Here is a 23,237-nt window from a genome sequence, read left to right as displayed (position 1 = left end):
GCCGGTCGTCCGCATCAAGCTCAGGAGTCGTGTCCTGCGGCGCATCATCGGCCTCGTGAGACGACCCCTGGAGCCGGTCGTCCACCTCCGGCGCGGACGGCGCGACCTCCGCCTCGTCGACCGCAGGCGGAACACCCGGCCTGTCGTCCGTGCTCGCGGCGGCGAGCGACCCCGGGAGGGTCATCCAAGCGGGCAAAGGAGCGGGTTCGCGAGGCGGGGTGTCGTCCAAGCGGTCAGTCATCAGCCGTCTTCTCCGCGCTCTCCTCGTAGTCGTCCCCCACCGAGACGTCCCCCTCGTCCGTCCCGGTCCAGGTCACGTGCAGATCGCCCAGCGCTTCGACCTGTTCGAAAGTGACCGCGGACTCCCGGAAGAGCTCCAGCACCGCCAGGAAGCGGGCGATGACCTCGATGGTGCCGTCGCAGTCGGCCACCAGGGCCCGGAAGGTGGCCCGCCGCATGCGGCGCAGGTGAGCAACCAGAATAGCGGCTTGCTCCCGCACGCTGGCCAGCGGTTGATAGATGTGCCCGACACTCACGGTAGGCGGCAGCTTGGGGACGAAGGCGCGGGCGGCGATGCGGGCGAGGTCGTCCGGGCTGATGCCCAGGATGAGCTGCGGGAGGAGGTTGGCGAACTGCGGCTCCATGGGCGCGGTGCGGGGGAAGCGCAGCGCCTCTTCGGCCATGCGGCCGGAGAAGACCTTCGCCACCTCTTTGTACGCCTTGTACTGCAGGAGCCGGGCGAACAGCAGGTCGCGGGCCTCCAGCAGAGCCAGGTCCTCTTCGTCCTCGACCTCGCCCGAGGGCAGCAGCCGGGCCGCCTTGAGGTCGAGGAGCGTGGCCGCGACCAGCAGGAAGTGGCTGGTCACGTCGAGATCCCACTCGGGGCCACGAGCCCGGATGTAGGCGATGAACTCGTCGGTGACCTTGGAGAGCGAGATCTCGGTGATGTCGAGCTTGTGCTTGGAGATCAGGCCGAGGAGCAGGTCGAAGGGCCCCTCGAAGACGTCCAGGTGGACCCTGAACCCTTGTGGCTCTGTCTCCGTCACCTGGCCATTGTCGCAGGTGCCGGCCAGCGGGACAGCACCTCGCGGGCCAGCTCACGGTAAGCGTTGGCACCCAGGGACGACGGGTCGAAGGTGGTGATCGGCTCGCCGGCGACCGTGGCGTCGGGGAAGCGCACGGTGCGGTTGATCACGGTGTGGAAGACCTTGTCGCCGAACGCCTCGACGACGCGGGCGAGCACCTCGCGGCCGTGCAGGGTGCGCGCGTCGTACATGGTGGCGAGCAGGCCCTCGATCTCGAGGTCCTCGTTGAGCCGTTCCTGCACCTTGGTGATGGTGTCCATGAGCAGGGCCACGCCGCGCAGCGCGAAGAACTCGCACTCCAGCGGCACCATGACGCCCTGCGCGCAGGTCAGCGCGTTGATGGTGAGCAGGCCGAGCGACGGCTGGCAGTCGATGAGGCAGACGTCGTAGTGCGGCAGCAGCGGCTTGATCACGCGGCCGAGCACCTGCTCGCGGGCCACCTCGGTGACGAGCTGGACTTCGGCGGCCGACAGGTCGATGTTGCTGGGCAGCAGGTCGAGGCCCTCGACGCCGGTCTCCAGCAGCACATCCTCGGCCGTGACGTTGCGCTCCATCAGCAGGTTGTAGACCGTGAGGTCGAGCTGGAGCGGGTTGATGCCGAGGCCGACGGACAGGGCGCCCTGCGGGTCGAAGTCGACGAGCAGCACCTTGAGGCCGTATTCGACGAGGGCTGCGCCCAGGTTGATGGTGGTGGTGGTCTTGCCCACCCCACCCTTCTGGTTGACCATCGCGACCACCCGCGCGGGCCCGTGGATCTCGGGCGCGACAGGTTCGGGGAACACCGGGCGGGGACGCCGGGTGGGGCCCAGATTCACGCCTATGGAAGGCGTGTTGGTCTTCGTGTCTCCCCAGGGGTTGTCGGGGGTCCCCGGGGCCGAACCGTTGGTCTTCACAGTCACCAGCTCGAACCTCCCTGACGATCCCGAACCGGACCGTCCGGACGGACACTATGGCGTCACCACTTAACGCGGCAAGGCGGCACGCCGAAGTGCCGCACGTCGCAAATGACTATAGATCACTGCCGGGCACGGGGGTGCGCGGCGGCGTACACCTCGCGGAGTTTGTCGACGGTGACCAGGGTGTAGACCTGCGTGGTCGTCACCGAGGCGTGGCCGAGCAACTCCTGGACCACCCTAACGTCGGCTCCGCCGTCAAGGAGGTGGGTTGCGAAGGAATGACGGAGAACGTGCGGAGATATCCCGGCGAGTCCGGCCCGTTCGGCGGCGGCCTGGAGCACCTCCCAGGCGCCCTGCCGGGTGAGCCGGCCGCCCCTGGCGTTGAGGAAGGCGGCGGGCGTGCCCCGGCCGTGGGCCACGAGGCCGGGGCGGGCCCTGACGAGATAGGCGTCGAGCGCGGAGCGGGCGTAGCGGCCCAGGGGGACGACGCGGGTACGGCTGCCCTTGCCGCGCAGCCGTACCTGCTCGGCCTCCAGGTCGTCCACGGCCAGGCCGACGGCTTCGGAGATGCGGGCGCCCGTGCCGTACAGGACCTCCAGCAGGGCGCGGTTGCGGAGGGTCAGCGGCGCGCCGTCGGGGCCGGAGGCGGCGATGAGCCGCTCGACCTCGTCGACGGTGATCGCCTTGGGCAGCCTGCGGAGCTGCCGCGGCGGACGCACCTGGTGCGCCGGGTCGTGGGCCGTGACGCCCTCGCGCAGCGCGAAGCGGTGCAGGCCGCGGACGGCCGACACCGCCCGCGCGGCCGAGCTGGCCACGAGGGCGGGGTGGTCGCAGTCGCCTTCCCGCAGCGCGGCGAGGAAGTCGAGCACGTCGGCCTCGCCCACCTCGCCGAGCGACACGCGGCCGCGCGAGCGCAGGTGCTCGAAGTAACGGTCGAGGTCACGGCGGTAGGACGCCAGCGTGTTGGCAGCCAGGCCCCGCTCCACCGTGAGGTGGGCGAGGTAGCTGGAGAGCACTGCCTCCACGAACTGGTCCTTCCGTCACGCCTCCTTGGCGTCGGCGGGGCGCAACAGGGCGAATCCCTCGACCGAAGCCGCATATGCGGCGAGGATACCGGCCACGGTCGGGGAATTGTGGATCATTCCCATGAGCGCCCTTTCGACCGCGTCGGGTAGAGGCACCCATTCGACCGGCATGTCGATCTCTTCGTGCTCGTGGACGAAGCCGTTCTCGTCCGCGGGGATCTTCGACAGGCCGCGGGCCAGGAACACCCGGATCCGCTCGTTGGACATACCGGGCGAGGTGTAGAGGTCGACCAGGGTGTGCCAGGTCTCGGCGCGGTATCCGGCCTCCTCGGCCAGCTCCCGCGCGGCACCGGTGACCAGCGATTCTCCTTCCACGTCGCGCAATCCGGCGGGCAGCTCCCAGAGCAGCCGGCGCGTCGGGTGACGGTACTGCCGGATGAGCAGGACCCGGTCCTGCTCGTCGAGCGCGAGGACCGCGACGGACCCGGGGTGCACGGCGTAGTCGCGGTCGGCGACCGTGTCCCCCGGCATGCGGACCGTGTCGGTGACCACGTTGATCACCCGGCCCGCGAACCGGTCCTTGGATTCGACGACTTCCCACGCCTCGGGCGTGTCTTCCACCCTCACTTGGCCACCTTCGCGGTCACCCGGCTGTCGGCGTAGGCGAGCGCGGCGTTGATCAGCCCCTTGAACATCGGGTTGGCCCGCGTCGGCCGGGAGCGGAACTCGGGGTGGGCCTGGGTGCCGATGAAGAACGGGTGGGCCTCGACGGGCAGCTCGGTGTATTCGACCAGGCGGCCGTCGGGCGACAGCCCGGAGAACACCAGGCCGACCTTCTCCAGGCGTTCGCGGTAGGCGTTGGCGACCTCGTAGCGGTGCCGGTGGCGTTCGGCGACCTTGGCCTTGCCGCCGTACAGCTGCCTGGCCAGGGTGCCCTCGCCGAGCTTGGCGGTGTAGCTGCCCAGGCGCATGGTGCCGCCCATGTCGCGCTCGCCGGCTACGACGTCCTCCTGGTCGGCCATCGTGGAGACGACCGAGTGCTTGGCGTCTGGGTCGAACTCGCTGGAATTGGCGTCTTCGAGTCCCGCCAGGTTGCGCGCGGCCTCGATGACCATGCCCTGCATGCCGAGGCAGATGCCGAGCAGCGGGATCTTGCCCTCCCGGGCGTGGCGGATCGCGCCGATCTTGCCCTCGATGCCGCGCACGCCGAACCCGCCGGGGATCAGCACGCCGTCGACGCCGTCGAGCTCGCGCTCGGCGCCCTCGGGCGTCTCGCAGTCGTCGCTCTTGACCCAGCGGATGTTGACGCGGGCGTCGTTGGCGAACCCGCCCGCCCGCAGCGCCTCGGTGACGGACAGGTAGGCGTCGGGCAGGTCGATGTACTTGCCGACCAGGGCGATGGTGACCTCCTTGGCCGGGCGGTGCACCCGGCGCAGGAGCTCCTCCCACTCCTTCCAGTCCACGTCGCGGAAGGGCAGGCCGAGCCGCCGCACCACATAGGCGTCGAGCCCTTCGGAGTGGAGCACCTTGGGGATGTCGTAGATCGAGGCCGCGTCCACGGCCGAGACCACGGCGTCCTCGTCCACGTCGCACATCAGGCTGATCTTCCGCTTGATCGCCGTCTGCACGGGCCGGTCGGAGCGCAGCACGATCGCGTCGGGCTGGATGCCGATGCTGCGCAGCGCGGCCACGCTGTGCTGCGTCGGCTTGGTCTTCAGCTCGCCGGAGGGGCCGATGTACGGCAGCAGCGAGACGTGCAGGAAGAACACGTTGTCGCGCCCGACCTCATGCCTGATCTGGCGTACGGCCTCCAGGAACGGCAGCGACTCGATGTCGCCGACGGTGCCGCCCACCTCGGTGATGACCACGTCGACCTCAGGACCCGCCATGCCCCGGATGCGGTCCTTGATCTCGTTGGTGATGTGCGGGATGACCTGGACCGTGTCGCCCAGGTATTCGCCGCGCCGCTCCTTGGCGATGACGTTGGAGTAGACCTGGCCGGTGGTGACGTTCGCCGAACCGTGCAGATCGGTGTCGAGGAACCGCTCGTAGTGGCCGACGTCGAGGTCGGTCTCGGATCCGTCGTCAGTGACGAAGACCTCGCCGTGCTGGAACGGGTTCATCGTCCCGGGGTCCACATTGAGGTAGGGGTCGAGCTTCTGCATGGTGACCCGGAGACCGCGTCCCTTGAGCAGACGGCCCAGGCTGGAGGCGGTGAGCCCCTTCCCTAGGCTGGAGGCGACACCGCCGGTGACGAATAGATGCTTGGTTTGCGATGCGCTGCGCAAAGGGGCTCCCGTGGGTCGATGTGTGGTCGAAGCGTCCACGGGCTCTCAGGATATCAAACAACGCCCCCGACATGCCCGAACGGCATGACCTAGCGGTAACTTTGGGCCCTATGTCATTAGTACGGCGGGCAACGGGCGCGCTGATTCACCGTGCCTACAAGGCGATCCGCGCGGCCGGGGCGATCACCCCGGCCAGTCCGGGCGGCACCAGATTCCGGCATCTGGGCGACGGTGTCAGCATCGCCTTCCCGCCGGGCGCGATCTTCGGCGAGCAGTGGATCGAGATCGGCGACCACACGCTGATCGGCGAGCGCGTGTCGCTGTCCTGCGGCATGGGCCCGGGCGTCGACCTGGGCCCGGACTCGATCCTGCGGATCGGCGGCGGCTGCTCGATCGGCCGGGGCTCGCACATCGTGGCCCACCAGTCGATCGACATCGGCGAGCACGTCTTCACCGGCCCGTACGTCTACATCACCGATCAGAACCACGTCTACGACGACCCGGAGACACCGATCGGCCGGCAGTGGCCACGCAACAGTCCGGTCTCGATCGGCGCGGGCTCCTGGCTCGGGGCGGGCGCGATCATCCTGCCCGGCACCAGGATCGGCCGCCAGTGCGTGGTGGCGGGCGGCGCGGTCGTCCGCGGTGAGTTCCCCGACCACAGCGTGGTCGCGGGCGTGCCCGCCAAGCTGGTACGCAGCTACGATCCCACGCTGGGCTGGCACACTCCGGGCATCTCACTGGCCATGGACCGGCAAGCCACCGCCTCCTGAGCTCGGCCGCACAGACGCTCCAGACGGTGGATCCGCCCGCGCGAACGGTGGACCGAACAACCTTCTGGCGGCTAGCGTCGGACCATGCGGACCGCCATTTGCGAACGTCTCGGCGTCGAGTTCCCGTTGTTCGCCTTCAGCCACTGCCGCGACGTGGTGGCCGCGGTCACCAACGCGGGCGGCTTCGGCGTCCTGGGCGCGGTCGCCTACACCCCCGAGCAACTCGACACCGAGCTCACCTGGATCGACGAGCGGGTGGACGGCCGCCCGTACGGGGTCGACGTGCTCGTGCCCGGCAAGCTCGACGCCTCGGCGCTCGATCTCGACGCCCATTTGACCGACTTCATCCCCGAACGGCACCGCGACTTCGTCACGCACCTGCTGTCCAAGTACGGCGTGAACGCACCGCCGCAGCCGGTGGCCGCCTCGACGGACGAGTTCGGCAGGCGGGTGACCGCGGCGGGCGCGACCGGGCTGATCGACGTGGCGCTCAAGCACCCGATCGGCCTGATCGCCAGCGCGCTCGGACCGCCGCCGCCGGAGATGGTGGCCAAGGCCAGGGCGGCGGGCGTGCCGGTGGCCGCGCTGGTCGGCACCGTCGAGCACGCCCACAGGCAGGTGGCGGCCGGCGCGGACCTGATCGTGGCGCAGGGGACCGAGGCGGGCGGGCACACCGGCGAGATCGCCACGATGGTGCTGGTGCCGCAGGTCGTGGACGCGGTCGCCCCGGTGCCCGTGCTGGCGGCGGGCGGCATCGCCTCGGGGCGGCAGATGGCGGCGGCGATGGCGCTCGGCGCCGAAGGCGTGTGGTGCGGATCGGTCTGGCTGACCACCGAGGAGGCGGAGACGACGCCCTCGGTGAAGCGGAAGATGCTGGCCGCCTCCTCACTCGACACGGTCAGGTCCAGGTCGCGTACCGGCAAGCCGGCCAGGCAGCTCAAGTCGGCCTGGACCGAGGAGTGGGACTCCGGGCCGGAGAGCCCCGGACCGCTCGGGATGCCGCTGCAGATGCTCGTGGCCGAGGCCGCGATGGCCCGCATCGGCGCAGCAGCCGAGCGCGGCGAACCGGGGGCCGTGGAGCTGGCCAACTACTTCGTCGGGCAGGTCGTCGGCCAGCTCGACCAGGTCAAGCCCGCTCGCGAGGTGGTCTACGAGATGGTGAGCGAGTTCGCCGACGCGGTGGAGCGGCTGTCCGGATTGACCGCTCTGTCGACGTGACCGAGCTGTCGGCGTGACCGGCTACGATGCGCGTGTGGTCGGGACACCCGAGGTCGAGCGCGGCACCGGTGTCCCCGCGCACGTGCAGATCGAGCGGTGGCTGCTGGAGTCCATCGGCAGCGGCGAGATGGAGCCCGGCGACCGGCTCCCGGGCGAGCGGGAGCTGTCGGCGCGCCTGGGCGTGAGCCGGATGACGCTCAGGCAGGCGCTGGCGACGCTGGAGCATGACGGCGTCCTGGTCAGGACGCCGGGCAGGTCGGGCGGCGCGTTCGTCGCCGATCCGCGCGTCGAGTGCGATCTGACGGGGCTGGCGGGGTTCACCGAGCAGATGCGGCGCGCCCACCTCCAGGCCGAGGCCAGAGTGCTGGTCGCCACGACCGTCCCCGCGCCCCGCTCCGTCGCCGCCGCCCTGGAGCTCGCCGTGGGCGAGCCGGTGCACCACGTCGCCCGGGTACGCTCGGCCGGGCAGTCGCCGGTGGCCCTCGAACGCTCCTTCTTCCCCGCGCTGCCCGGCTTCCTGGAGCAGGATCTCGACGGGTCGCTCTACGCCCTGCTGGCCACCCGCTACGACCTGGAGCCGCGCACCGCCGTCGAGCACCTCGACCCGGTCATCGCCAGGTCCGACGAGGCCGCCGAGCTGGGCGTCGAGCCGGGCACGCCGCTCATGCTGATCGAGCGCACCGCCTACGCGGCGGCCGGGGAGCCGGTGGAGTTCGCCCGCGACCTGTTCCGCTCCGACCGGGTGCGCATCTCGGTCCGCAGCGGCCTCAGCGCACCCTCGGTCGGCAGCGGCGTCAGCGCACCCGCTCCCCCGCCGGGTCGAAGAGCGGGTCACTGACGACGGTCCCGGTCACCCAGGCGCCCTCCACCTCGACCTCGACCTTGACGCCCGGCCCCACCGGCAGATACGCGTAGGCGATCGGCGAGCCGACCGTGTAGCCGTGGCCGCCCGAGGTGATCCGGGCCACGACCTGGCCGTCCAGGCGCACCGGCTCGTTGCCGAGCGCGATCGCCCCCGGCTCCAGGGTCAGGCAGCGCAGCCGGCGCTCGGGGTGGGGGTCGAGCGCGTCCTTGCCGAGGAAGTCCTTGTCGAGCTTGACGCAGAAGCCCAGCCCCGCCTCGTACGGCGTGGTCTCGGGCCCGATGTCGGCGCCCCAGACGCGGTAGCCCTTCTCCAGGCGCAGGCTGTCGATGGCCCGGTAGCCGCCGGCCCGCAGCCCGTACGGCTGCCCGGCCGCCCACAGCGCCTGCCAGAGCGCCAGGCCGTACTCGCTGGAGCAGTACAGCTCCCAGCCCAGCTCCCCCACGAACGTCACCCGCAGCGCCAGCACCGGCACGTCGCCCACGGTCAGCTCCCGCGCCGACATGAACGGGAAGCCGAGCGGGTCGGGCGTGAGCGTCCCGAGGATGTCGCGGGCGCGCGGCCCCCACAGGGCGAAGCAGGCGTACTGGCCGGTCACGTCGGCGATCCGGACGTCGGCGCCCCTGAGCGCGGCCTGCTTGCGCAGCCAGCCCATGTCGTGCGAGCCGAACGCGGTGCCGGTCACGATGAGGAACTCGTCCTCGGCCCTCCTGGTGACGGTGAAGTCGCACTCGATGCCGCCGCGCCGGTTGAGCGCCTGCGTGTACGTCACCGCGCCCACCTGGCGGGCGACGCGGTTGTCGCAGACCCATTCGAGCAGGTCGGCGGCGTCCGGCCCGGCGACCTGGATCTTGGCGAAGGAGGTCTCGTCGAACAGCCCCGCCGTCTCCCGCACTGCCCGGTGTTCGACCCCGATCGCGGGCGACCACAGCCGCCCGGCCCACCCCTGGGGCCGCTCGTCGCCACTACTGTCCCGTTCGTTCGACCGGTAGTAGTTGACCCGCTCCCAGCCCGCCTTCTCGCCGAACTCGGCGCCATGCGCGGCGTGCCAGCCGTACGCCGGGGAGACCTTGAGCGGGCGGCCCGCCGAGCGCTCGTGGCCGGGGTAGCGGATGTCGTAGTAGGTCTCGTAGTTCTCGACCGCGCGGGCGAGGGTGTAGGACGGGGAGCGGTACTGGCGGCCGAAGCGGCGGATGTCCATGTGCCAGACGTCCATGGCGGGCTCGCCCTCGACGATCCACTCGGCCATCACCCTGCCGATGCCGCCGGCGCCCGCGATGCCGTGCGCGCAGAACCCGGCCGCCACGAAGAACCCGCCGACCTCTGTCTCGCCCAGGCAGAACTCGTTGTCGGGGGTGAACGCCTCCGGGCCGTTGATCATCTTTCGGATGCCGACGTCGGCCATGGCCGGGACCCGGATCCGCGAATTCTCCGAAATTTCGGTGAATCGGTCCCAATCTTCCGCCAGCAGGCGGCCGTTGAAGTCGGCCGGGATGGCGTCGTACGAGGTCTCGTCCGCCGTCCACGGCGCGCAGGTGCGCTCGTAGCCGCCCATGACCAGGCCCTGCACCTCCTGCCGGTAGTAGACGAGCAGGTCGGGGTCGCGCAGCGTCGGCAGGCCGGTGTGCTCGTGGAAGGCGTCGGTGACCACGTATTGGTGCGACATCGGCACGATCGGGATCCGCACCCCGGCCATCCGGCCGATCTCGGCGGCGAACATGCCGCCGCAGTTGACGACCACCTCGCAGTCGATGTCGCCCTGGTCGGTGCGTACGCGCGTGACCCGGCCGCGTTCGGTGTCGATGCCGAGCACACGGGTCCTGGTCCTGACGCGGGCGCCGCCCTCGCGGGCCTTCGTGGCCAGCGCGTAGCAGAGCGCGGAGGGGTCGATCTGCCCGTCGGTGGGCAGGTACGCCGCGCCGACGACGCCCGAGGGGTCCATCAGCGGGAACAGCTCGACCGCCTCGGCGACGGAGATCTCCTCCAGCGGCAGGCCGAACGTGCGCGCCCAGCCGATCTGGCGGCGGATCTCGGCCATCCGCTCCGGCGTACCGGCCAGCTTGATGCCGCCGCACTCCGTCCAGCCGGCGTCGAGCGTGCGGTAGAGCTCCACCGAGTACTGGTTCATCCTGGTCAGCGTGGGGTCGGCGCGCAACTGGCCGACGAGCCCCGCGGAGTGGAAGGTCGAGCCGCTGGTCAGCTCGTCGCGGTCCAGCAGGAGGACGTCGCGTTCGCCGAGCTGGGTCAGGTGGTAGGCGACGGAGGCGCCGCCCACGCCGCCGCCGATGATCACGATGCGGGCCGAGTCGCTCATGCGGGCGAGGCTACACTAAAAGGTCTAGACCGTTTAGGGGGTGACGGCGCTAGCATCGACCATGACCGAGATCCTCGACCGCATCCCCCTGCTGTCCGGCGTGCCGCGTTCCGTCGAGGAGCTGCCCGGCGGGCTGACCAACCACAATTACAAGGTGACCGTTCCTGGCGGGGCCTACGTGGCGCGGGTGTCGGCCAGCGAGGGCTCGCTGCTGGCGATCGACCGGGACGTCGAGCACTCCTGCTCGCTGGCCGCCGCGCGGATCGGGGTGGGGGCGCCGGTGCACGACTATCTGCCGGAGCTCGGGGTGCTGATCGTGGGTTTCCTGCCGGGCCGGACGTTCACGGAGGCCGATCTGCGCGATCCGGCGAACCTGCGGCGGGTGGCCGAGGTGTGCGGGCGGCTGCACGCGGGGCCTCGGTTCGAGCGGGACTTCGACATGTTCGAGATCCAGCGGGGGTATCTGGAGATCGTCCAGGGCCGCGGATATCGCCTTCCGGCGAAATATCTCGACTTCATGCCCGAGGTCGAGCGGATCCGGAAATGTCTGGATATTCGGGATGTGGGGCGGGTGCCGTGTCACAACGACCTGCTGCCCGGCAACATCATCGACGACGGCGAGCGGCTCTGGCTCATCGACTACGAGTACGCCGGCAACAACGACCCCTGCTTCGAGCTCGGCAACATCTGGAGCGAGTCGGACCTGTCCCTGGACCTGCTGGAAGAGCTCGTCACCGCCTACTACGGCCGCCGCCTGCGCCACAAGATCGCGCGGGCGCGGCTGCTCGGGCTCATGTCCAAGTACGGCTGGACGCTGTGGGCCTCGATCCAGGACGGCGCCAACCAGAGCATCGACTTCGACTTCTGGTCGTGGGGCATGGAGAAGTACGAGCGGGCGGTGGCCGAGTTCACCGGATCCGATCTGCCGCGCCTCATGGACGAGGCGGCCCGGGCAGACTAGAAACATGTTCGCCGCACTGACAGGGCTCGGACTGTCCACCGCCGCCGGCCTGAACGCCTACATCCCGCTCCTCGTGGTGGGCATCCTGGCCAACTTCACCGACCGGGTGAAGCTGCCCGACGGCTACTCGTGGCTGTCCAACTGGGGCGTGCTCGCCATCATCGCGGTGCTGCTGGTCGCGGAGATGGTGCTCGACAAGATCCCGGCCGTCGACAGCGTCAACGACACCATCCAGACCGCGGTACGACCGGCGGCCGGCGGTGTGGTCTTCAGCGCCACGAACGCGGCGTCGGAACTGGACCACTCGACCTGGATGACCGAGCACCCGTGGGCGGGCTGGCTGCTGGGCATCCTGCTGGCGCTGGCCGTACACGCGCTGAAGGCGACGGCCCGTCCGATGATCAACGTGGGGACGGGCGGCGTGGGCGCGCCCGTCGCCAGCACGGTGGAGGACGTCGGGTCGCTCGGTATGAGCCTGATCGCGGTGTTCCTGCCCCTGCTGGTCATCGTCGCGCTGCTGGCGCTGGCCCTGCTCGCCTGGTGGACGATCAGGAGGGTACGCCGCTACCGCGCCGCCCGCAGGGCCAGACGGACGTCAGGAAGCCCGTAGCGGTCAGAAGGCCCGTAATCAGTGGCACGGGACGGATCAGGAGGTCCGTAACCAGCGGCGCAGGACGAGGAGGAACTCGCCGGGGCGCTCCTCGTGCAGCCGGTGGCTGGAGCCCTCCCAGCACACCACCTTCGAGGCCGGATGCTTGCAGAGCCCCGACTCCCAGGCCGCGCGTTCCGGGTCGGACCAGATCGACAGCACCGGGCACTCCCTGCGGGCCAGGTAGTCGTCGCTCGCCGGCCGCATCCCGAGCGCGTCGGGCTCCGTGAACATGGCCTCGAACGCCTGGAGCAGCACGTGCGGCGCCATGCCGTACAGCCGGCGCTTGTGCCAGCGCCTGATGACGGCCGGGGTGGCGGCGTTGGTGCACCACTCGTCGAGCCGCTCGGCGGCGGCGTGCGCGTGCGGGCCGCGCAGCGCGGCGACCGTCTCCGGGAAGGTCCGCGCGACGTCCGCCGTGATGCCGTAGCCGGGATCGAGGGCGACCAGTTTGCACACCTTGTCCGGATGCTCGACGGCCAGGATGGAGACGACCTGCCCGCCCATGGAGTGGCCGATCGCGATCACCTCGGGGATGGCGAGCCGGTCCAGCAGCGCGGCGAGGTCGGCGGCCATCTGGCGCGGCGTGTTGCCCTCGTCGGGCACGGAGGAGTAGCCGTGCCCGCGCAGGTCCACCGCGATCACCCGGTGTTTGCCGGCGAGCGCGTCGATGTGCCAGGACCACTGGTGGGAGTCCGTACCCCAGCCGTGGACGAGCAGCAGCGGCGGTCCGTCTCCCTTGCCGTCGTCGGTGTAAAAAAGCCGAATATTCTGCCCTAAATCGGCATAAGGCATCTCTTATCCCACCCGCTCCTTGATCGTGGCGCAGACCCGCTCCTCGGCCTCCTTGGCGACGGGCAGCATGGCGCCCAGCCCGAAGGACCCGTGGAACATCCCGGCATAACGCACGCTCAGCGTGTCCACCCCGGCCGCGCGCAGCCGCTCCGCGTACGCCTCCCCCTCGTCCCGGAGCGGATCGTGCTCCGCCGTGATCACCAGCGCGGGCGGCAGCCCGCTCACGTCCGCGTTGATCGGCGAGCTGTACGGCTCGGCGCGCCTCGCGTGGTCGGGCTGGTAGCAGTCCCAGTACCACCGCATGTGCGCCGCGGTCAGGAAATATCCCTCCGCGTTCTCCGCGTGCGAGGGCGCGTCCTGGGCGGCGTCGGTGACGGGATAGACCAGCACCTGCAGCGCGATCGGCGGCCCGCCCTCGTCCCTGGCCTTAAGGCACGTCACGGTCGCCAGGTTCCCGCCCGCGCTGTCACCGGCGACCACCAGCCTGCCGGGATCCGCGCCCAGCTCGCGGGCGTGCTCGTACACCCAGCGGGTCGCGGCGTAGGCGTCCTCGACGGCGGCCGGATACGGATGCTCCGGCGCCAGCCGGTAGTCGACGGACACCACGATCACGTCGGCGTCCGTGCAGATCAGTCGGCAGACGGGGTCGTGGGTGTCCAGGGTGCAGAGCGTGAACCCGCCACCGTGGAAGTACACGACCACCGGCCGCGTCTCTCGCTCCGTCGGCGGCCAGTAGACGCGCACGGGCAGGTCGCCCGCCATGCGGTTCTCCACCCGGCCCACCTTGTACGGCTCCGCCTCCGGCTGGGGCATCTCGGCCAGGATCCGCCGGGCCTCGGCGGCGTCCGTCACCTCGGTGCCCACCTTGGGGAAGACGGCCGTCATCACGTCGATGACCGCCCTGGTGACCTCGTCGATCGCCATCGTTCACTCAACCTCCGTCCGCGGGGGGCATGGTGGTCTCGCCCGCCGTCCGCGGGAGCATGGCGGTCTCGCCCGCCGTCCAGCCGCCGTCCACCGCCAACTCGGCGCCCGTGACGTACGAGGCGGCGTCGGACAGCAGGAACGCGATGGCCTCCGCCACCTCCTCGGGCTCACCGCACCGCCCGGCCGCGGCCAGCGGGAACGCGCCCTCGCCCGAGACCGCGCCATGCCGGAGCGTCATGGGGGTGACGATCATTCCGGGATGTACGGAGTTGACCCTGATCCGGTGAGGGGCGTACTCGATCGCGGCGATCTTGGTGAGGCCGCGGACGCCCCATTTGGACGCACCGTAGCCGCCGGTGCCGGGAAGCGCCGTCAGCCCGGCCGCCGACGACAGGTTCACGATCGAGCCACCGCCTGACGCGCGCATCGGCGCGACCACGGACTTGAGCCCGAGGAAGACGCCGACGAGGTTCACCTTGAGCACGCGCTCGAAGTCGTCGAGCGTGTACTGCTCCAGGAGCGCCGAGCGGGCGATGCCCGCGTTGTTGACCAACCCGTCGATCCGGCCGTATTCGTCCAGGACCTCCTCGACCACATCGGCCCACTGATCCTGTTTCGTCACGTCGTGCGGGATGAATCGCGATTCGAGGTCTTTCGCGGTGGCGGTGCCGTCCTCCACCAGGACATCGGTGATCACGACGCTCGCCCCCGCCGCGACGCAGCGGCGGGCCGTCGCAGCCCCCATGCCCCTGGCGCCGCCGGTGATGAGCACTACCTTGCCGTCAAGCATGCGTGGCTCCTTCGCGGTAGGTGAACTGAATCACGCACCGGCGACAACAATCAAGAGCTTGCTTGGTAACGCAGAGGCCGCAGGGAGCGGTCGTTGGCGTGACCGAGGCGGACGATCGTGTTGATCGACCGTGGTGAAAGCCGACCTCCTGGGCGGCGGGCGCCGATCGAAGATGCCGCGAGGAACAGCGCCTGGCTGCGCTCGTCGATGTCGCCAGGCCGTTCGGCGTCGAGGCAGTCGGCGACAGCGTGGCGGGCGTCGCGGCCGAGGAACACCGTCCGGCTGGTGCGTCCTTTGCCGCGTACGCTGGTCAGCTTGGCTTTTTGGCTTGCCGTAGTTCGGCAGGGTCGGCGGAGTGAAGCTGATCCAGATCGAGGCCGACGACTTCGGCGCGGCGCAGCGCGGTCCCGAGGATGAGGTGCACAATTGCCCGGTCCCGCAGCGGCCGGGCATGCTGGTGCACGGCGGGTGTCTCGTCACCGCCACGGTGGCGGCGGCCGGTCGGTCGGGCCGCCGCCGCGGCGGCGGGGGCGTGCAGGGTGATCCAGGAGAACAGCGCCGACAAATGGGCGAGGTGACTGTTTCCTGAAATGATCTGAGCTTGTCGCAGGTGCAGGGTTGTTCTTCTGAAAGGTGGCGTATGAAGCCGCTGCGGGCGGGTGATCCACGCCAGATGGGGCCATACCAGCTGCAGGGGCGGCTGGGCGGCGGCGGCATGGGGCAGGTGTTCTTAGGCCGTTCCCGGGGCGGCCGGTCGGTCGCGGTGAAGGTCGTGCGGCCAGAGCTGGCCGACGATGCGGGGTTTCGGCGTCGGTTCGCGATCGAGGTGGAGGCTGCTCGGCGAGTCGGTGGGTTCTACACCGCGCAGGTGGTGGATGCCAACACCGACGCCGATCCGCCGTGGATGGCCACCGCCTATATTCCCGGCCCGTCTCTGCATGATGCCGTCACCACGCGCGGGCCGCTGCCGCCCACGGCGGTCGGTGTGCTCGGGGCTGGCCTGGCCGAGGGCCTGGCCGCGATCCAGGACTGCAAACTCGTGCACCGTGACCTGAAACCCGGCAACGTGATCCTGGCCGCCGACGGTCCCCGGGTCATCGACTTCGGGATCGCCCGTGCGTTGGATTCCACCTCCTACACCACCACAGGGGTCGTGATCGGCACGCCGGCGTTCATGTCCCCCGAACAGGTCCACGGCGACGAGGTCGGCCTTGCCAGCGATGTGTTCTCCTTGGGGGCGGTGCTGGTGTTCGCCGCCACCGGCCGGGGCCCGTTCGGCGATGGCCACCACCGTGCGATCATGAATCGCATCGTTCATGACGATGCGGATCTGACTGGGCTGCCGCCGCGCTTGGTCGACCTGGTGGGCGCCTGCCTGAGCAAGGCTCCCGAGAATCGGCCCGGTCTCACCGATCTGCTCGATCGGCTGGCCGCGTCGGCCCGGGACACCACGCGATGGCTCCCGCCCCAAGTCACCGAGATGATCACTCAGCTCGAAACGACGGCGCTCCAACGGCGGCCGGAAACCAACGGCGCCTTCGAGATGTCCTGGACCGGCGAGGAGCCGCCGTCCACCTACGCCGAAGCGGGCAGCGAACCGGCGGAGTACTCAATGGTCTTGCCGGTGATCTTGTTGCTGGTGGGGGCAGCGGGCGCCTTGATTTCCTGGTGGCTGGACCCCAGCGTGTTCAGAGTTGACGCCCATCCAGGTGTCAACGGCATCCCCGCCTTCCTCGGAGCCATCAGCGGCGGTCTCGGGCTCATCGGTGCCCTCGTGGTCATCAAAGGGAACGGAGACAGGCGCCGGGAGATGAGTGCCACGCGACCGTACCCGCATCGAACGAGCTGGTCCTTGCACGTCGGCCCGAACTACATTGTCACCACCGGAGCTACCGGACGTCGCGAGTTCACCTGGGACCAGATCCGTCGCGTCACCATCGAGCAGATCAAGGGTGCAGGACCGGACCGGTACACCGGTATCCACCTGTACATCAAGGGGGGTGCCAGACAACTGCCACCCCCGCTGCCGGCGGGATGGCCCTACCCGGCCCCAACCAGCATCAAGCCGTACTCGACACACCTCGTCGACGCCGTGGTCGCGTTGTGTATGCCGATCTGCGTGCTCGGGCCGATGACGCACGAACAGCGGACCGAACTGACGCAGGCTCTCGCGCAATTCGGCGGCCGACGCTGGCAACCACACGGAGGTGAGCGGTGGAGCGCGGAGAGCTGATCGCGGGCAGATACGAGTTGGTCAAGCGGCTCGGCCGTGGCGGCATGGGCGAGGTGTGGGCCGCGCGGGACCGTACCCTCCGCCGCGACCTCGGCGAACCAGGACCGGCTGGTCAGGATGCGCTGGTAGTACTCCACTGCTTTAGAGATCATCCGACCAGTATCGCGTCGACCGCGTCGTTCGTGAGGGGTTCCTCACCCGCGTTGGCTTCGTCCACCACCACAAGCCCATGTCTGCCGATGAACAGGCCTTCGTCCTAGCCAGATCCTGGCCCCACCTCAGCCTCGCCGACACCGACGATCACGCCACTACCGAAGCTCTCGCCGCCATCACCCGCATCACCAGCGGGAACTTCCGCCTCACCGTCCGCCTGGTCGGCCAGATCGAACGCGTCCTGAAAATCAACAGCATGTCCACCGTCACCAAAACAGCCTGCGTCGCTCCGTGGAGCCTGCTTGGGGAGCCTGCTTGGCCACGCACCCGCCCCGCGCTCGCACTATCCTCTAAGCAGCGACCGTTCAGCGGTCAGCAGCCAGCACTCGACAGTCAGCAGGAGGTGGGGACGATCGCCGAGGTCCTTCTCATCATCCTGGCGATCCTGTGCTTCCTCGGCCTGGTGGCCGGCGTCGGCATCTACTTCCTGGTCAAGCTGGGGCAGAAGGCGGCGATCAAGGCCAGGCAGGCGGCGACCCAGCTGACCACGCACGTCAACGCCATGGGCGCCGGCGACGCCGGGGAAGTCGAACGCCTCCGCCTCGACCTGCGCCGCGAGGTCTCGATCACCCGCCAGGCCGTCGAACAGGCCCAACGCCAGGGCTGGGGCCTCGGCGACCTCCCTCAGCTCCTGGCCGACCTGTCCGCGCAGGCCGACGTACACGACGGACAACTCGCCATGTACGCCCAGCAACGCCGCGCCTCGCCGTACGTTGACCACGCCACGCTCCACCGCCTGCGCGAGCACCAGGCCAAGCTGACCGCCATGTGCGCCCGCATCCGCGCCGACCTCCTCGGCGACCAGCTCCAGCACGCCTCGGCCGGAATCGACGACCTCCGCTCCCGCACGGACCTGGAGATCGAGGCCCGTCGCCGCCCCCCGGACCCGCTCGACGAGATCGACGAGCTCTATCGCAAGACCATGCGGGAGCGCCAAGACCCCTCCTGACGGTTACGTGGCGTGGCACGATGACACCACTCAGCGATCTGTCGCTAGGAGGCTGGCGCGATGACCACGGCACTTCCCGAGTGGTTCTACCCCGGCCCCTCCGGCGGGTGGACCGCCGACATGCTCGATCACCTGCCCCCTGATACGCCCAAGCATGTTGAGCTGATCGATGGGTCGCTCATCTTCAGGCCACCGCAGACGGGCTTCCACATGCTCGTCATAAGTTTGCTCACTGACCGCGCTCTGGGGATAAGCACCCCGCCCGATCTCATGGTCGCCCGTGAGATGACGGTGACGCTGGGCATGCGGCAGCGTCCCGAACCCGACATTCTCCTCGTCAAGCGGTCCGCGCTGACCACCCTCGCCGTTACGTCCTTCAGCCCGGAGGACGTCCATCTGGTCATCGAGGTCGTTTCTGACGAGTCGAGAGAACGCGACCGGACGACCAAGCCCCTCAAATACGCTGCTGCCGGCATCAGGCACTTCTGGCGCGTGGAAATGGAAGCAGACGGCAAGCCCATCGTCTACACCTTCGAGCTCGAGCCGGCGGTCCGGACCTATGTGGCCACCGGTATCCATCGCGGCCACCTGAAGGCCGACATCGGTTTCGCCGTGACATCGACCTCGATCTGAGCAAGTTCATCAGCTGACCCAGCGCCATCAGCTGCGAGGTGAGCTCCCAACGGGGGTGGGCGCCCTGCCGGGGTAGGCGCCCCGCTGACGTTCAGCCGCATCTCTGCCAAGCGGGCGGCGATTATTCGATTGCGCCCCCAGAGCGGGCTCGGCATACTCGATCAGGCTGATCGCAAGGCGTACGTGGAAGGAGGTCGAGACCGTGATGACGATGACTGTTCGCGTGCCGTTTTCCGCGTCCTCTGACCTCCCCACCGGGATCTCGCCAAGCTGATCGCTGCGCCGGTGGGCCTCATTTCTGGAGAAATCCCACCGTGCCCAAGCACTCCTCGCCCCGCCGCCGGGGCAAGTACGCCCTCGACGCCGACGATCTCGAATGGCTCGACAGCGCCTCCGTCGACGACGGACCACCCGTAGGCGACCGCTGGTCGACCTGGGACCAGAGCACGCCCACCGAGCGTGGCCCGAAGCCGCACCCGGACTGGCTCGTCACCGAGCTCGCCGCCGTGGACACCGAGCTGGGCATCCTCAAAACCGGCAAGGAAGCCGACGTCCACCTGCTCTCCCGCGGCGTGCCGGACACGGACCGGGTCTGTCTGTTGGCCGCCAAGCGCTACCGCTCAGCGGAACACCGCTTATTCCACCGGGACGCCGGTTACCTGGAAGGCCGCAGCACCCGCGAAAGCCGCATGAACCGGGCCATGGCCAACCGCACCGCCTTCGGCAAACAGCTCATCGCCGGGCAGTGGGCCGCGGCCGAGTTCGGCGCCCTGTGTCGCTTGACCGAGCTCGGCCTACCGGTGCCTTATCCGGTCCAGATCGTCGGCACCGAGATCCTTCAAGAGTTCGTCGGCACCCCGGACGGCTACGCGGCACCCCGGCTCGCCAACGTCTCGGACGATCTGGACGACCTATGGGCCCAACTGGTCGAGGCGCTGGTCGTCCTGGCCAGAGAGGGCCTGGCCCACGGCGACCTGTCGGCGTACAACCTGCTGGTTCACGAGGGCAGGCTGGTCATCATCGACCTCCCCCAGATCGTCGACGTGATCTCCCACCCCACGGGGCCCCACTTCCTCGACCGGGACGCCCGCAACGTGGCCACCTGGTTCGCCGCGAAGGGCGTCGCGTCAGCAGACCCCGACGCCCTCTCCGCACTGCTCCAATCGGAGGCCGGAATGCTCTGACACCCGCCAGAGGATAAGGGCCGGAGACGAAGGCGCAGCGATGCTAAAGCCCACTCTCCGGCCCTCTGTCACAGCGGCCGCAAAGCCCGCTCTCCGGCCGCTGTCACAGCGCTGCGGCAGTGGGCTTGGGCCGGGGCCTGGCGGCACGAGTCGGTGCCTGTCTCGATCATGTTGCCGCCAAGATCAGTCCGATCAGCCGACCCGGCGAAGCATGCTTGAGAAGGCGGTCCGAGCGCAGCGAGGCCCTTCAGGGGGCGGGCGTCAGCCCGCCTGGGAGGACGTCCGGAGCGAAGCGGAGGCCCATTGTGGACGGGCGGGCATCAGACGGCCAACCACCGAATCGGGTGACGGGCGGGGAGAAAGTACGTCCGGAGCGAAGCGGACGCCCTTTCTCCGATCGGCTACTGGACCCCCGCCTCCCGCATGTCGCGCAGCTCCCGCTTGAGCTCCTTGATCTCGTCGCGCAGCCGGGCGGCCACCTCGAACTGCAGGTCGGCCGCCGACTGGTGCATCTGCTCGGTCAGCGACTCGATCAACGACTCCATCTGTGCCCGGGGCATCTCCCCCGCGATGGTCTTGGCGTGCTGCCCGGCCTGGCGGGCGGCGAACCCGGGCACGGGCGCCTTGCCGCGCGACTGCTGGCGACCGCCGCCGAGGAGGCGGTCGGTGTCGGCGTCCTCGCGCTGCAACGAGTCGAGGATGTCGGCGATCTTCTTGCGGAGTGGCTGCGGGTCGATGCCGTTGGCCTGGTTGTAGGCGATCTGCTTGGCCCGCCGCCGGTTGGTCTCGTCGATGGCCCGCTCCATCGACGGGGTGACCTTGTCGGCGTACATGTGGACCTGTCCTGAGACGTTACGGGCGGCCCGGCCGATGGTCTGGATCAGGGAGGTCTCCGAGCGGAGGAAGCCTTCCTTGTCGGCGTCGAGGATGGCCACCAGCGACACCTCGGGCAGGTCGAGGCCCTCACGCAGGAGGTTGATGCCGACCAGCACGTCGTATTCGCCGGAGCGCAGCTCGCGCAGCAGCTCGATGCGGCGCAGCGTGTCGACCTCGCTGTGCAGGTAGCGGACCCGGATGCCCAGCTCGAGCAGGTAGTCGGTGAGGTCTTCCGACATCTTCTTGGTCAGCGTGGTGACCAGGACCCGCTCGTCGCGGTCGGCGCGCTCGCGGATCTCGTGGACCAGGTCGTCGATCTGCCCCTTGGTGGGCTTGACGATCACCTCGGGGTCGACCAGCCCGGTCGGCCGGATGACCTGCTCGACCACGTCGCCCTTGACCCGGCCCAGCTCGTAGGAGCCGGGCGTGGCCGACAGGTAGACGGTCTGGCCGATGCGCTCCAGGAACTCCTCCCACTTCAGCGGCCGGTTGTCGAGCGCCGACGGCAGGCGGAAGCCGTGGTCGACCAGGGTGCGCTTGCGGGAGGCGTCGCCCTCGTACATGGCGCCGATCTGCGGCACGGTCTGGTGGGACTCGTCGAGGACCAGCAGGAAGTCTTCCGGGAAGTAGTCGAGCAGCGTGTTGGGGGCGCTGCCCGCCTCGCGGCCGTCCATGTGGCGCGAGTAGTTTTCGATACCGGAGCAGGTGCCGATCTGGCGCATCATCTCGATGTCGTAGGTGGTGCGCATGCGCAGCCGCTGCGCCTCCAGCAGTTTGCCCTGCCGCTCCAGCTCCGACAGCCGCTCGGCCAGCTCCGCCTCGATGCCGTTGACGGCCATCGCCATCCGCGCCTCGCCGGCGACGTAGTGGGAGGCGGGGAAGATGTAGAGCTCCTCGTCCTCGGTGATGACCTCGCCGGTCAGCGGGTGCATGGTGGAGAGCTTCTCGATCTCGTCGCCGAACATCTCGATGCGTACGGCCAGCTCTTCGTACTTCGGGATGATCTCGATCGTGTCGCCGCGCACCCGGAAGGTGCCCCGCGTGAAGGCGAGGTCGTTGCGGGTGTACTGCATGTCGACCAGGCGGCGCAGCAGCTGGTCGCGGTCGACGTCCATGCCGACGCGGAGCCTGGCCATGCGGTCGACGTATTCCTGCGGCGTGCCCAGGCCGTAGATGCAGGACACGGAGGCCACCACGATCGTGTCGCGGCGGGTCAGCAGCGAGTTGGTCGCCGAGTGACGCAACCGCTCGACCTCGTCGTTGATCGAGGAGTCCTTCTCGATGTACGTGTCGCTCTGCGGGACGTACGCCTCAGGCTGGTAGTAATCGTAATAAGAGACGAAATATTCAACCGCGTTGTTGGGCAGCATCTCCCGCAGCTCGTTGGCGAACTGCGCGGCGAGCGTCTTGTTGGGCTGCATGACCAGCGCGGGCCGCTGCAGCCGCTCGATCAGCCAGGCGATCGAGGCCGTCTTGCCGGTGCCCGTGGCGCCCAGCAGGACGTTGTCCTTCTCCCCGGCCTTGACGCGGCGCTCCAGTTCGGCGATGGCCGTCGGCTGGTCGCCGGAGGGAGTCATCTCGGTGACGACCTCGAAGGGCGCCACCTTCCGCTGCAAATCAGTGACCGGTCGCATGATGCCACTGTAGGCGGCGCCACTGACAGAAACCGTCACCTGGTCAGGGGCACCCTTCAGAAGGCCTCCGTCAGGCGGACCGTTCGCCGATCCGTGGAAACGGGGTGGTGGAGAAATCGTCTGGTGGTGCACGCCCAGAGCGTCGGCGAGCTGCCTGCGGGTGACACCGCGTTCGGCGCGCGGCGACGCGATGCGGTTGTGGACGATCTCGCTCATCGCCGGCTGTCTTCTCAGCCGATGCGTTGCCGTGCTCGGTCACGGCGCAGGCGCGCTGTACGTGAAAACGCTTCCTCACTATGGTGATCTACTAATGAGGGGAATCATTGCGATATTTGCGGTCCTGCTGTTGACGGGGTGTTCGACGGAGGAGCCGAAGGACTGGCTGCTCAAGGATCCGAGCCGCTGGCCACTGGCGGCGTTGCCGGGTTCGGCGTCCAGGTCGGGGATGCCGGACGGGGCGGAGAAGGTGCTGGCACGGATCCAGGTCGCGAAGTACGACATGGTCCCCTGGATCCACAGCAAGGGCGTGTGCGGGCTCGCCGACCAGGGGTCCTCCAGCGTCACCTTCAACATGAGCCAAGATCTGACGAAGTCCGAGGGGAACGTCACCACAGCGGAGGCGGGTTTCGCGGGGCCCAAGGAACTCATGGCCGGAACCAGCTCGGAGAGCACGGTGACGCTGTGGTGCACCCCCACCCGGATGTTCGTCACCATCGACGCCAAGGACCTCGGAAAGGTGCGGATCTACGGGAACGCGGCGGCCAAGAAGACCAGCGGGAAGCTGACGGTCGTGGTCGGCACGCCGGAGGCGGTCAAGCAGTCACTCCCCGACGCGACCATGATCGGTCGCTAGCCCCGTTTCCGCATGTGAGCGCCGAGCACCTCACCCCCGCGCACGCCCTGGAGCGCACCTCCCCCTTGCAAGCGAATCG

The 23,237-nt window shown here is 69.3% G+C and carries 21 protein-coding genes and 1 pseudogene; 11 read left to right on the top strand and 11 right to left on the bottom strand.

The window, feature by feature from the left end:
* Positions 1 to 233: 233 nt before the first annotated feature.
* The 5 genes from AB0C30_RS19900 to AB0C30_RS19880 all read right to left on the bottom strand — a co-directional run bounded on the left by AB0C30_RS19900 (position 234) and on the right by AB0C30_RS19880 (position 5,294).
* Positions 234 to 1,046, bottom strand: a complete 813-nt coding sequence (locus AB0C30_RS19900) for a segregation/condensation protein A (protein ID WP_357945681.1) — start codon at positions 1,044 to 1,046, stop codon at positions 234 to 236.
* Positions 1,043 to 1,984: a ParA family protein gene (locus tag AB0C30_RS19895; RefSeq protein ID WP_357945679.1), complete on the bottom strand. Its 942-nt coding sequence runs from the start codon at positions 1,982 to 1,984 to the stop codon at positions 1,043 to 1,045. The genes AB0C30_RS19900 and AB0C30_RS19895 overlap by 4 nt, the downstream gene beginning before the upstream one ends.
* A gap of 116 nt (positions 1,985 to 2,100) precedes the next feature.
* The gene (locus AB0C30_RS19890; RefSeq protein ID WP_357945676.1) at positions 2,101 to 3,006 is read right to left on the bottom strand and encodes a site-specific tyrosine recombinase XerD; all 906 of its coding nucleotides are present in this window, start codon (positions 3,004 to 3,006) and stop codon (positions 2,101 to 2,103) included.
* A 15-nt stretch (positions 3,007 to 3,021) separates the two neighbouring features.
* Positions 3,022 to 3,633 (bottom strand): NUDIX hydrolase, encoded by a 612-nt coding sequence (locus AB0C30_RS19885; RefSeq protein WP_357945674.1) that lies wholly within the window; start codon positions 3,631 to 3,633, stop codon positions 3,022 to 3,024.
* The gene (locus tag AB0C30_RS19880; protein WP_357945671.1) at positions 3,630 to 5,294 is read right to left on the bottom strand and encodes a CTP synthase; all 1,665 of its coding nucleotides are present in this window, start codon (positions 5,292 to 5,294) and stop codon (positions 3,630 to 3,632) included. Before AB0C30_RS19880 ends, AB0C30_RS19885 begins: the two co-directional genes overlap by 4 nt.
* A 110-nt stretch (positions 5,295 to 5,404) precedes the next feature.
* On the opposite strand from AB0C30_RS19880, the gene AB0C30_RS19875 reads away from it, so the two are divergent.
* The 3 genes from AB0C30_RS19875 (at position 5,405) to AB0C30_RS19865 (ending at position 8,123) form a co-directional block, all read left to right on the top strand.
* Entirely contained in the window at positions 5,405 to 6,067 is a 663-nt protein-coding gene (locus AB0C30_RS19875) for an acyltransferase (protein WP_357945669.1), read from the top strand.
* Between the two features lie 84 nt (positions 6,068 to 6,151).
* The gene (locus AB0C30_RS19870; RefSeq protein WP_357945666.1) at positions 6,152 to 7,285 is read left to right on the top strand and encodes a nitronate monooxygenase family protein; all 1,134 of its coding nucleotides are present in this window, start codon (positions 6,152 to 6,154) and stop codon (positions 7,283 to 7,285) included.
* Positions 7,286 to 7,319: 34 nt separating this feature from the next.
* Positions 7,320 to 8,123, top strand: coding sequence for a GntR family transcriptional regulator (locus tag AB0C30_RS19865; protein ID WP_357945664.1), 804 nt, complete (start codon positions 7,320 to 7,322; stop codon positions 8,121 to 8,123).
* On the opposite strand, the gene AB0C30_RS19860 is transcribed toward AB0C30_RS19865, so the two are convergent.
* Entirely contained in the window at positions 8,080 to 10,461 is a 2,382-nt protein-coding gene (locus AB0C30_RS19860; protein ID WP_357945662.1) for an FAD-dependent oxidoreductase, read from the bottom strand. The two genes, AB0C30_RS19865 and AB0C30_RS19860, sit on opposite strands and share 44 nt — an antisense overlap.
* 40 nt (positions 10,462 to 10,501) lie before the next feature.
* On the opposite strand from AB0C30_RS19860, the gene AB0C30_RS19855 reads away from it, so the two are divergent.
* Complete coding sequence (locus AB0C30_RS19855) at positions 10,502 to 11,422, top strand: choline kinase family protein (protein WP_357945659.1); 921 nt, start codon at positions 10,502 to 10,504, stop codon at positions 11,420 to 11,422.
* A gap of 4 nt (positions 11,423 to 11,426) precedes the next feature.
* Positions 11,427 to 12,032 (top strand): DUF4126 domain-containing protein, encoded by a 606-nt coding sequence (locus AB0C30_RS19850; RefSeq protein ID WP_357945657.1) that lies wholly within the window; start codon positions 11,427 to 11,429, stop codon positions 12,030 to 12,032.
* 36 nt (positions 12,033 to 12,068) lie between these two features.
* On the opposite strand, the gene AB0C30_RS19845 is transcribed toward AB0C30_RS19850, so the two are convergent.
* The 3 genes from AB0C30_RS19845 to AB0C30_RS19835 are packed head-to-tail and all read right to left on the bottom strand — an operon-like array spanning position 12,069 to position 14,583.
* A complete protein-coding gene (locus AB0C30_RS19845) occupies positions 12,069 to 12,866 on the bottom strand; it encodes an alpha/beta hydrolase (RefSeq protein WP_357945653.1) in 798 nt (265 codons plus the stop codon).
* A gap of 3 nt (positions 12,867 to 12,869) precedes the next feature.
* The gene (locus tag AB0C30_RS19840; RefSeq protein WP_357945651.1) at positions 12,870 to 13,790 is read right to left on the bottom strand and encodes an alpha/beta hydrolase; all 921 of its coding nucleotides are present in this window, start codon (positions 13,788 to 13,790) and stop codon (positions 12,870 to 12,872) included.
* Between the two features lie 7 nt (positions 13,791 to 13,797).
* Complete coding sequence (locus tag AB0C30_RS19835) at positions 13,798 to 14,583, bottom strand: glucose 1-dehydrogenase (RefSeq protein WP_357945648.1); 786 nt, start codon at positions 14,581 to 14,583, stop codon at positions 13,798 to 13,800.
* Positions 14,584 to 14,938: 355 nt separating this feature from the next.
* On the opposite strand from AB0C30_RS19835, the gene AB0C30_RS19830 reads away from it, so the two are divergent.
* The 5 genes from AB0C30_RS19830 to AB0C30_RS19810 all read left to right on the top strand — a co-directional run bounded on the left by AB0C30_RS19830 (position 14,939) and on the right by AB0C30_RS19810 (position 19,795).
* Positions 14,939 to 15,172 (top strand): hypothetical protein, encoded by a 234-nt coding sequence (locus tag AB0C30_RS19830; RefSeq protein ID WP_357945645.1) that lies wholly within the window; start codon positions 14,939 to 14,941, stop codon positions 15,170 to 15,172.
* A gap of 51 nt (positions 15,173 to 15,223) precedes the next feature.
* Entirely contained in the window at positions 15,224 to 16,816 is a 1,593-nt protein-coding gene (locus tag AB0C30_RS19825) for a serine/threonine-protein kinase (RefSeq protein ID WP_357945642.1), read from the top strand.
* A gap of 229 nt (positions 16,817 to 17,045) precedes the next feature.
* The gene (locus AB0C30_RS19820; RefSeq protein ID WP_357945639.1) at positions 17,046 to 17,978 is read left to right on the top strand and encodes a hypothetical protein; all 933 of its coding nucleotides are present in this window, start codon (positions 17,046 to 17,048) and stop codon (positions 17,976 to 17,978) included.
* Between the two features lie 60 nt (positions 17,979 to 18,038).
* A complete protein-coding gene (locus AB0C30_RS19815) occupies positions 18,039 to 18,611 on the top strand; it encodes a Uma2 family endonuclease (RefSeq protein ID WP_357945636.1) in 573 nt (190 codons plus the stop codon).
* Between the two features lie 314 nt (positions 18,612 to 18,925).
* The gene (locus AB0C30_RS19810; RefSeq protein ID WP_357945634.1) at positions 18,926 to 19,795 is read left to right on the top strand and encodes an RIO1 family regulatory kinase/ATPase; all 870 of its coding nucleotides are present in this window, start codon (positions 18,926 to 18,928) and stop codon (positions 19,793 to 19,795) included.
* 401 nt (positions 19,796 to 20,196) lie between these two features.
* On the opposite strand, the gene uvrB is transcribed toward AB0C30_RS19810, so the two are convergent.
* Positions 20,197 to 22,305 (bottom strand): excinuclease ABC subunit UvrB, encoded by a 2,109-nt coding sequence (uvrB, locus tag AB0C30_RS19805; protein ID WP_357946355.1) that lies wholly within the window; start codon positions 22,303 to 22,305, stop codon positions 20,197 to 20,199.
* Between the two features lie 117 nt (positions 22,306 to 22,422).
* Positions 22,423 to 22,521, bottom strand: a pseudogene (locus AB0C30_RS19800) (transcriptional regulator); the annotation flags it as partial.
* Between the two features lie 94 nt (positions 22,522 to 22,615).
* Here AB0C30_RS19800 and AB0C30_RS19795 point away from each other — a divergent pair.
* Positions 22,616 to 23,158 carry a hypothetical protein gene (locus AB0C30_RS19795; protein WP_357945631.1) on the top strand — a complete coding sequence of 181 codons (543 nt, stop codon included), beginning with the start codon at positions 22,616 to 22,618 and terminating at the stop codon, positions 23,156 to 23,158.
* Positions 23,159 to 23,237: the final 79 nt, after the last annotated feature.

Origin of the sequence: Nonomuraea sp. NPDC048901 (genome assembly GCF_040649695.1) — a bacterium.
Classification (GTDB): domain Bacteria; phylum Actinomycetota; class Actinomycetes; order Streptosporangiales; family Streptosporangiaceae; genus Nonomuraea.
The sequence above is the reverse complement of the archived record's forward strand: the minus strand, read 5'-3'. Positions and strand labels throughout refer to the sequence as shown.

Excerpts from the sequence above, each read along its gene's own strand:
- AB0C30_RS19850 (WP_357945657.1), top strand. The coding sequence starts at position 11,427 with ATGTTCGCCGCACTGACAGGGCTCGGACTGTCCACCGCCGCCGGCCTG.
- AB0C30_RS19835 (WP_357945648.1), bottom strand. The coding sequence starts at position 14,583 with ATGCTTGACGGCAAGGTAGTGCTCATCACCGGCGGCGCCAGGGGCATG.
- AB0C30_RS19815 (WP_357945636.1), top strand. The coding sequence starts at position 18,039 with ATGACCACGGCACTTCCCGAGTGGTTCTACCCCGGCCCCTCCGGCGGG.
- AB0C30_RS19820 (WP_357945639.1), top strand. The coding sequence starts at position 17,046 with ATGTCTGCCGATGAACAGGCCTTCGTCCTAGCCAGATCCTGGCCCCAC.
- AB0C30_RS19840 (WP_357945651.1), bottom strand. The coding sequence starts at position 13,790 with ATGGCGATCGACGAGGTCACCAGGGCGGTCATCGACGTGATGACGGCC.
- uvrB (WP_357946355.1), bottom strand. The coding sequence starts at position 22,305 with ATGCGACCGGTCACTGATTTGCAGCGGAAGGTGGCGCCCTTCGAGGTC.
- AB0C30_RS19860 (WP_357945662.1), bottom strand. The coding sequence starts at position 10,461 with ATGAGCGACTCGGCCCGCATCGTGATCATCGGCGGCGGCGTGGGCGGC.
- AB0C30_RS19795 (WP_357945631.1), top strand. The coding sequence starts at position 22,616 with ATGAGGGGAATCATTGCGATATTTGCGGTCCTGCTGTTGACGGGGTGT.
- AB0C30_RS19825 (WP_357945642.1), top strand. The coding sequence starts at position 15,224 with ATGAAGCCGCTGCGGGCGGGTGATCCACGCCAGATGGGGCCATACCAG.
- AB0C30_RS19845 (WP_357945653.1), bottom strand. The coding sequence starts at position 12,866 with ATGCCTTATGCCGATTTAGGGCAGAATATTCGGCTTTTTTACACCGAC.
- AB0C30_RS19875 (WP_357945669.1), top strand. The coding sequence starts at position 5,405 with ATGTCATTAGTACGGCGGGCAACGGGCGCGCTGATTCACCGTGCCTAC.
- AB0C30_RS19870 (WP_357945666.1), top strand. The coding sequence starts at position 6,152 with ATGCGGACCGCCATTTGCGAACGTCTCGGCGTCGAGTTCCCGTTGTTC.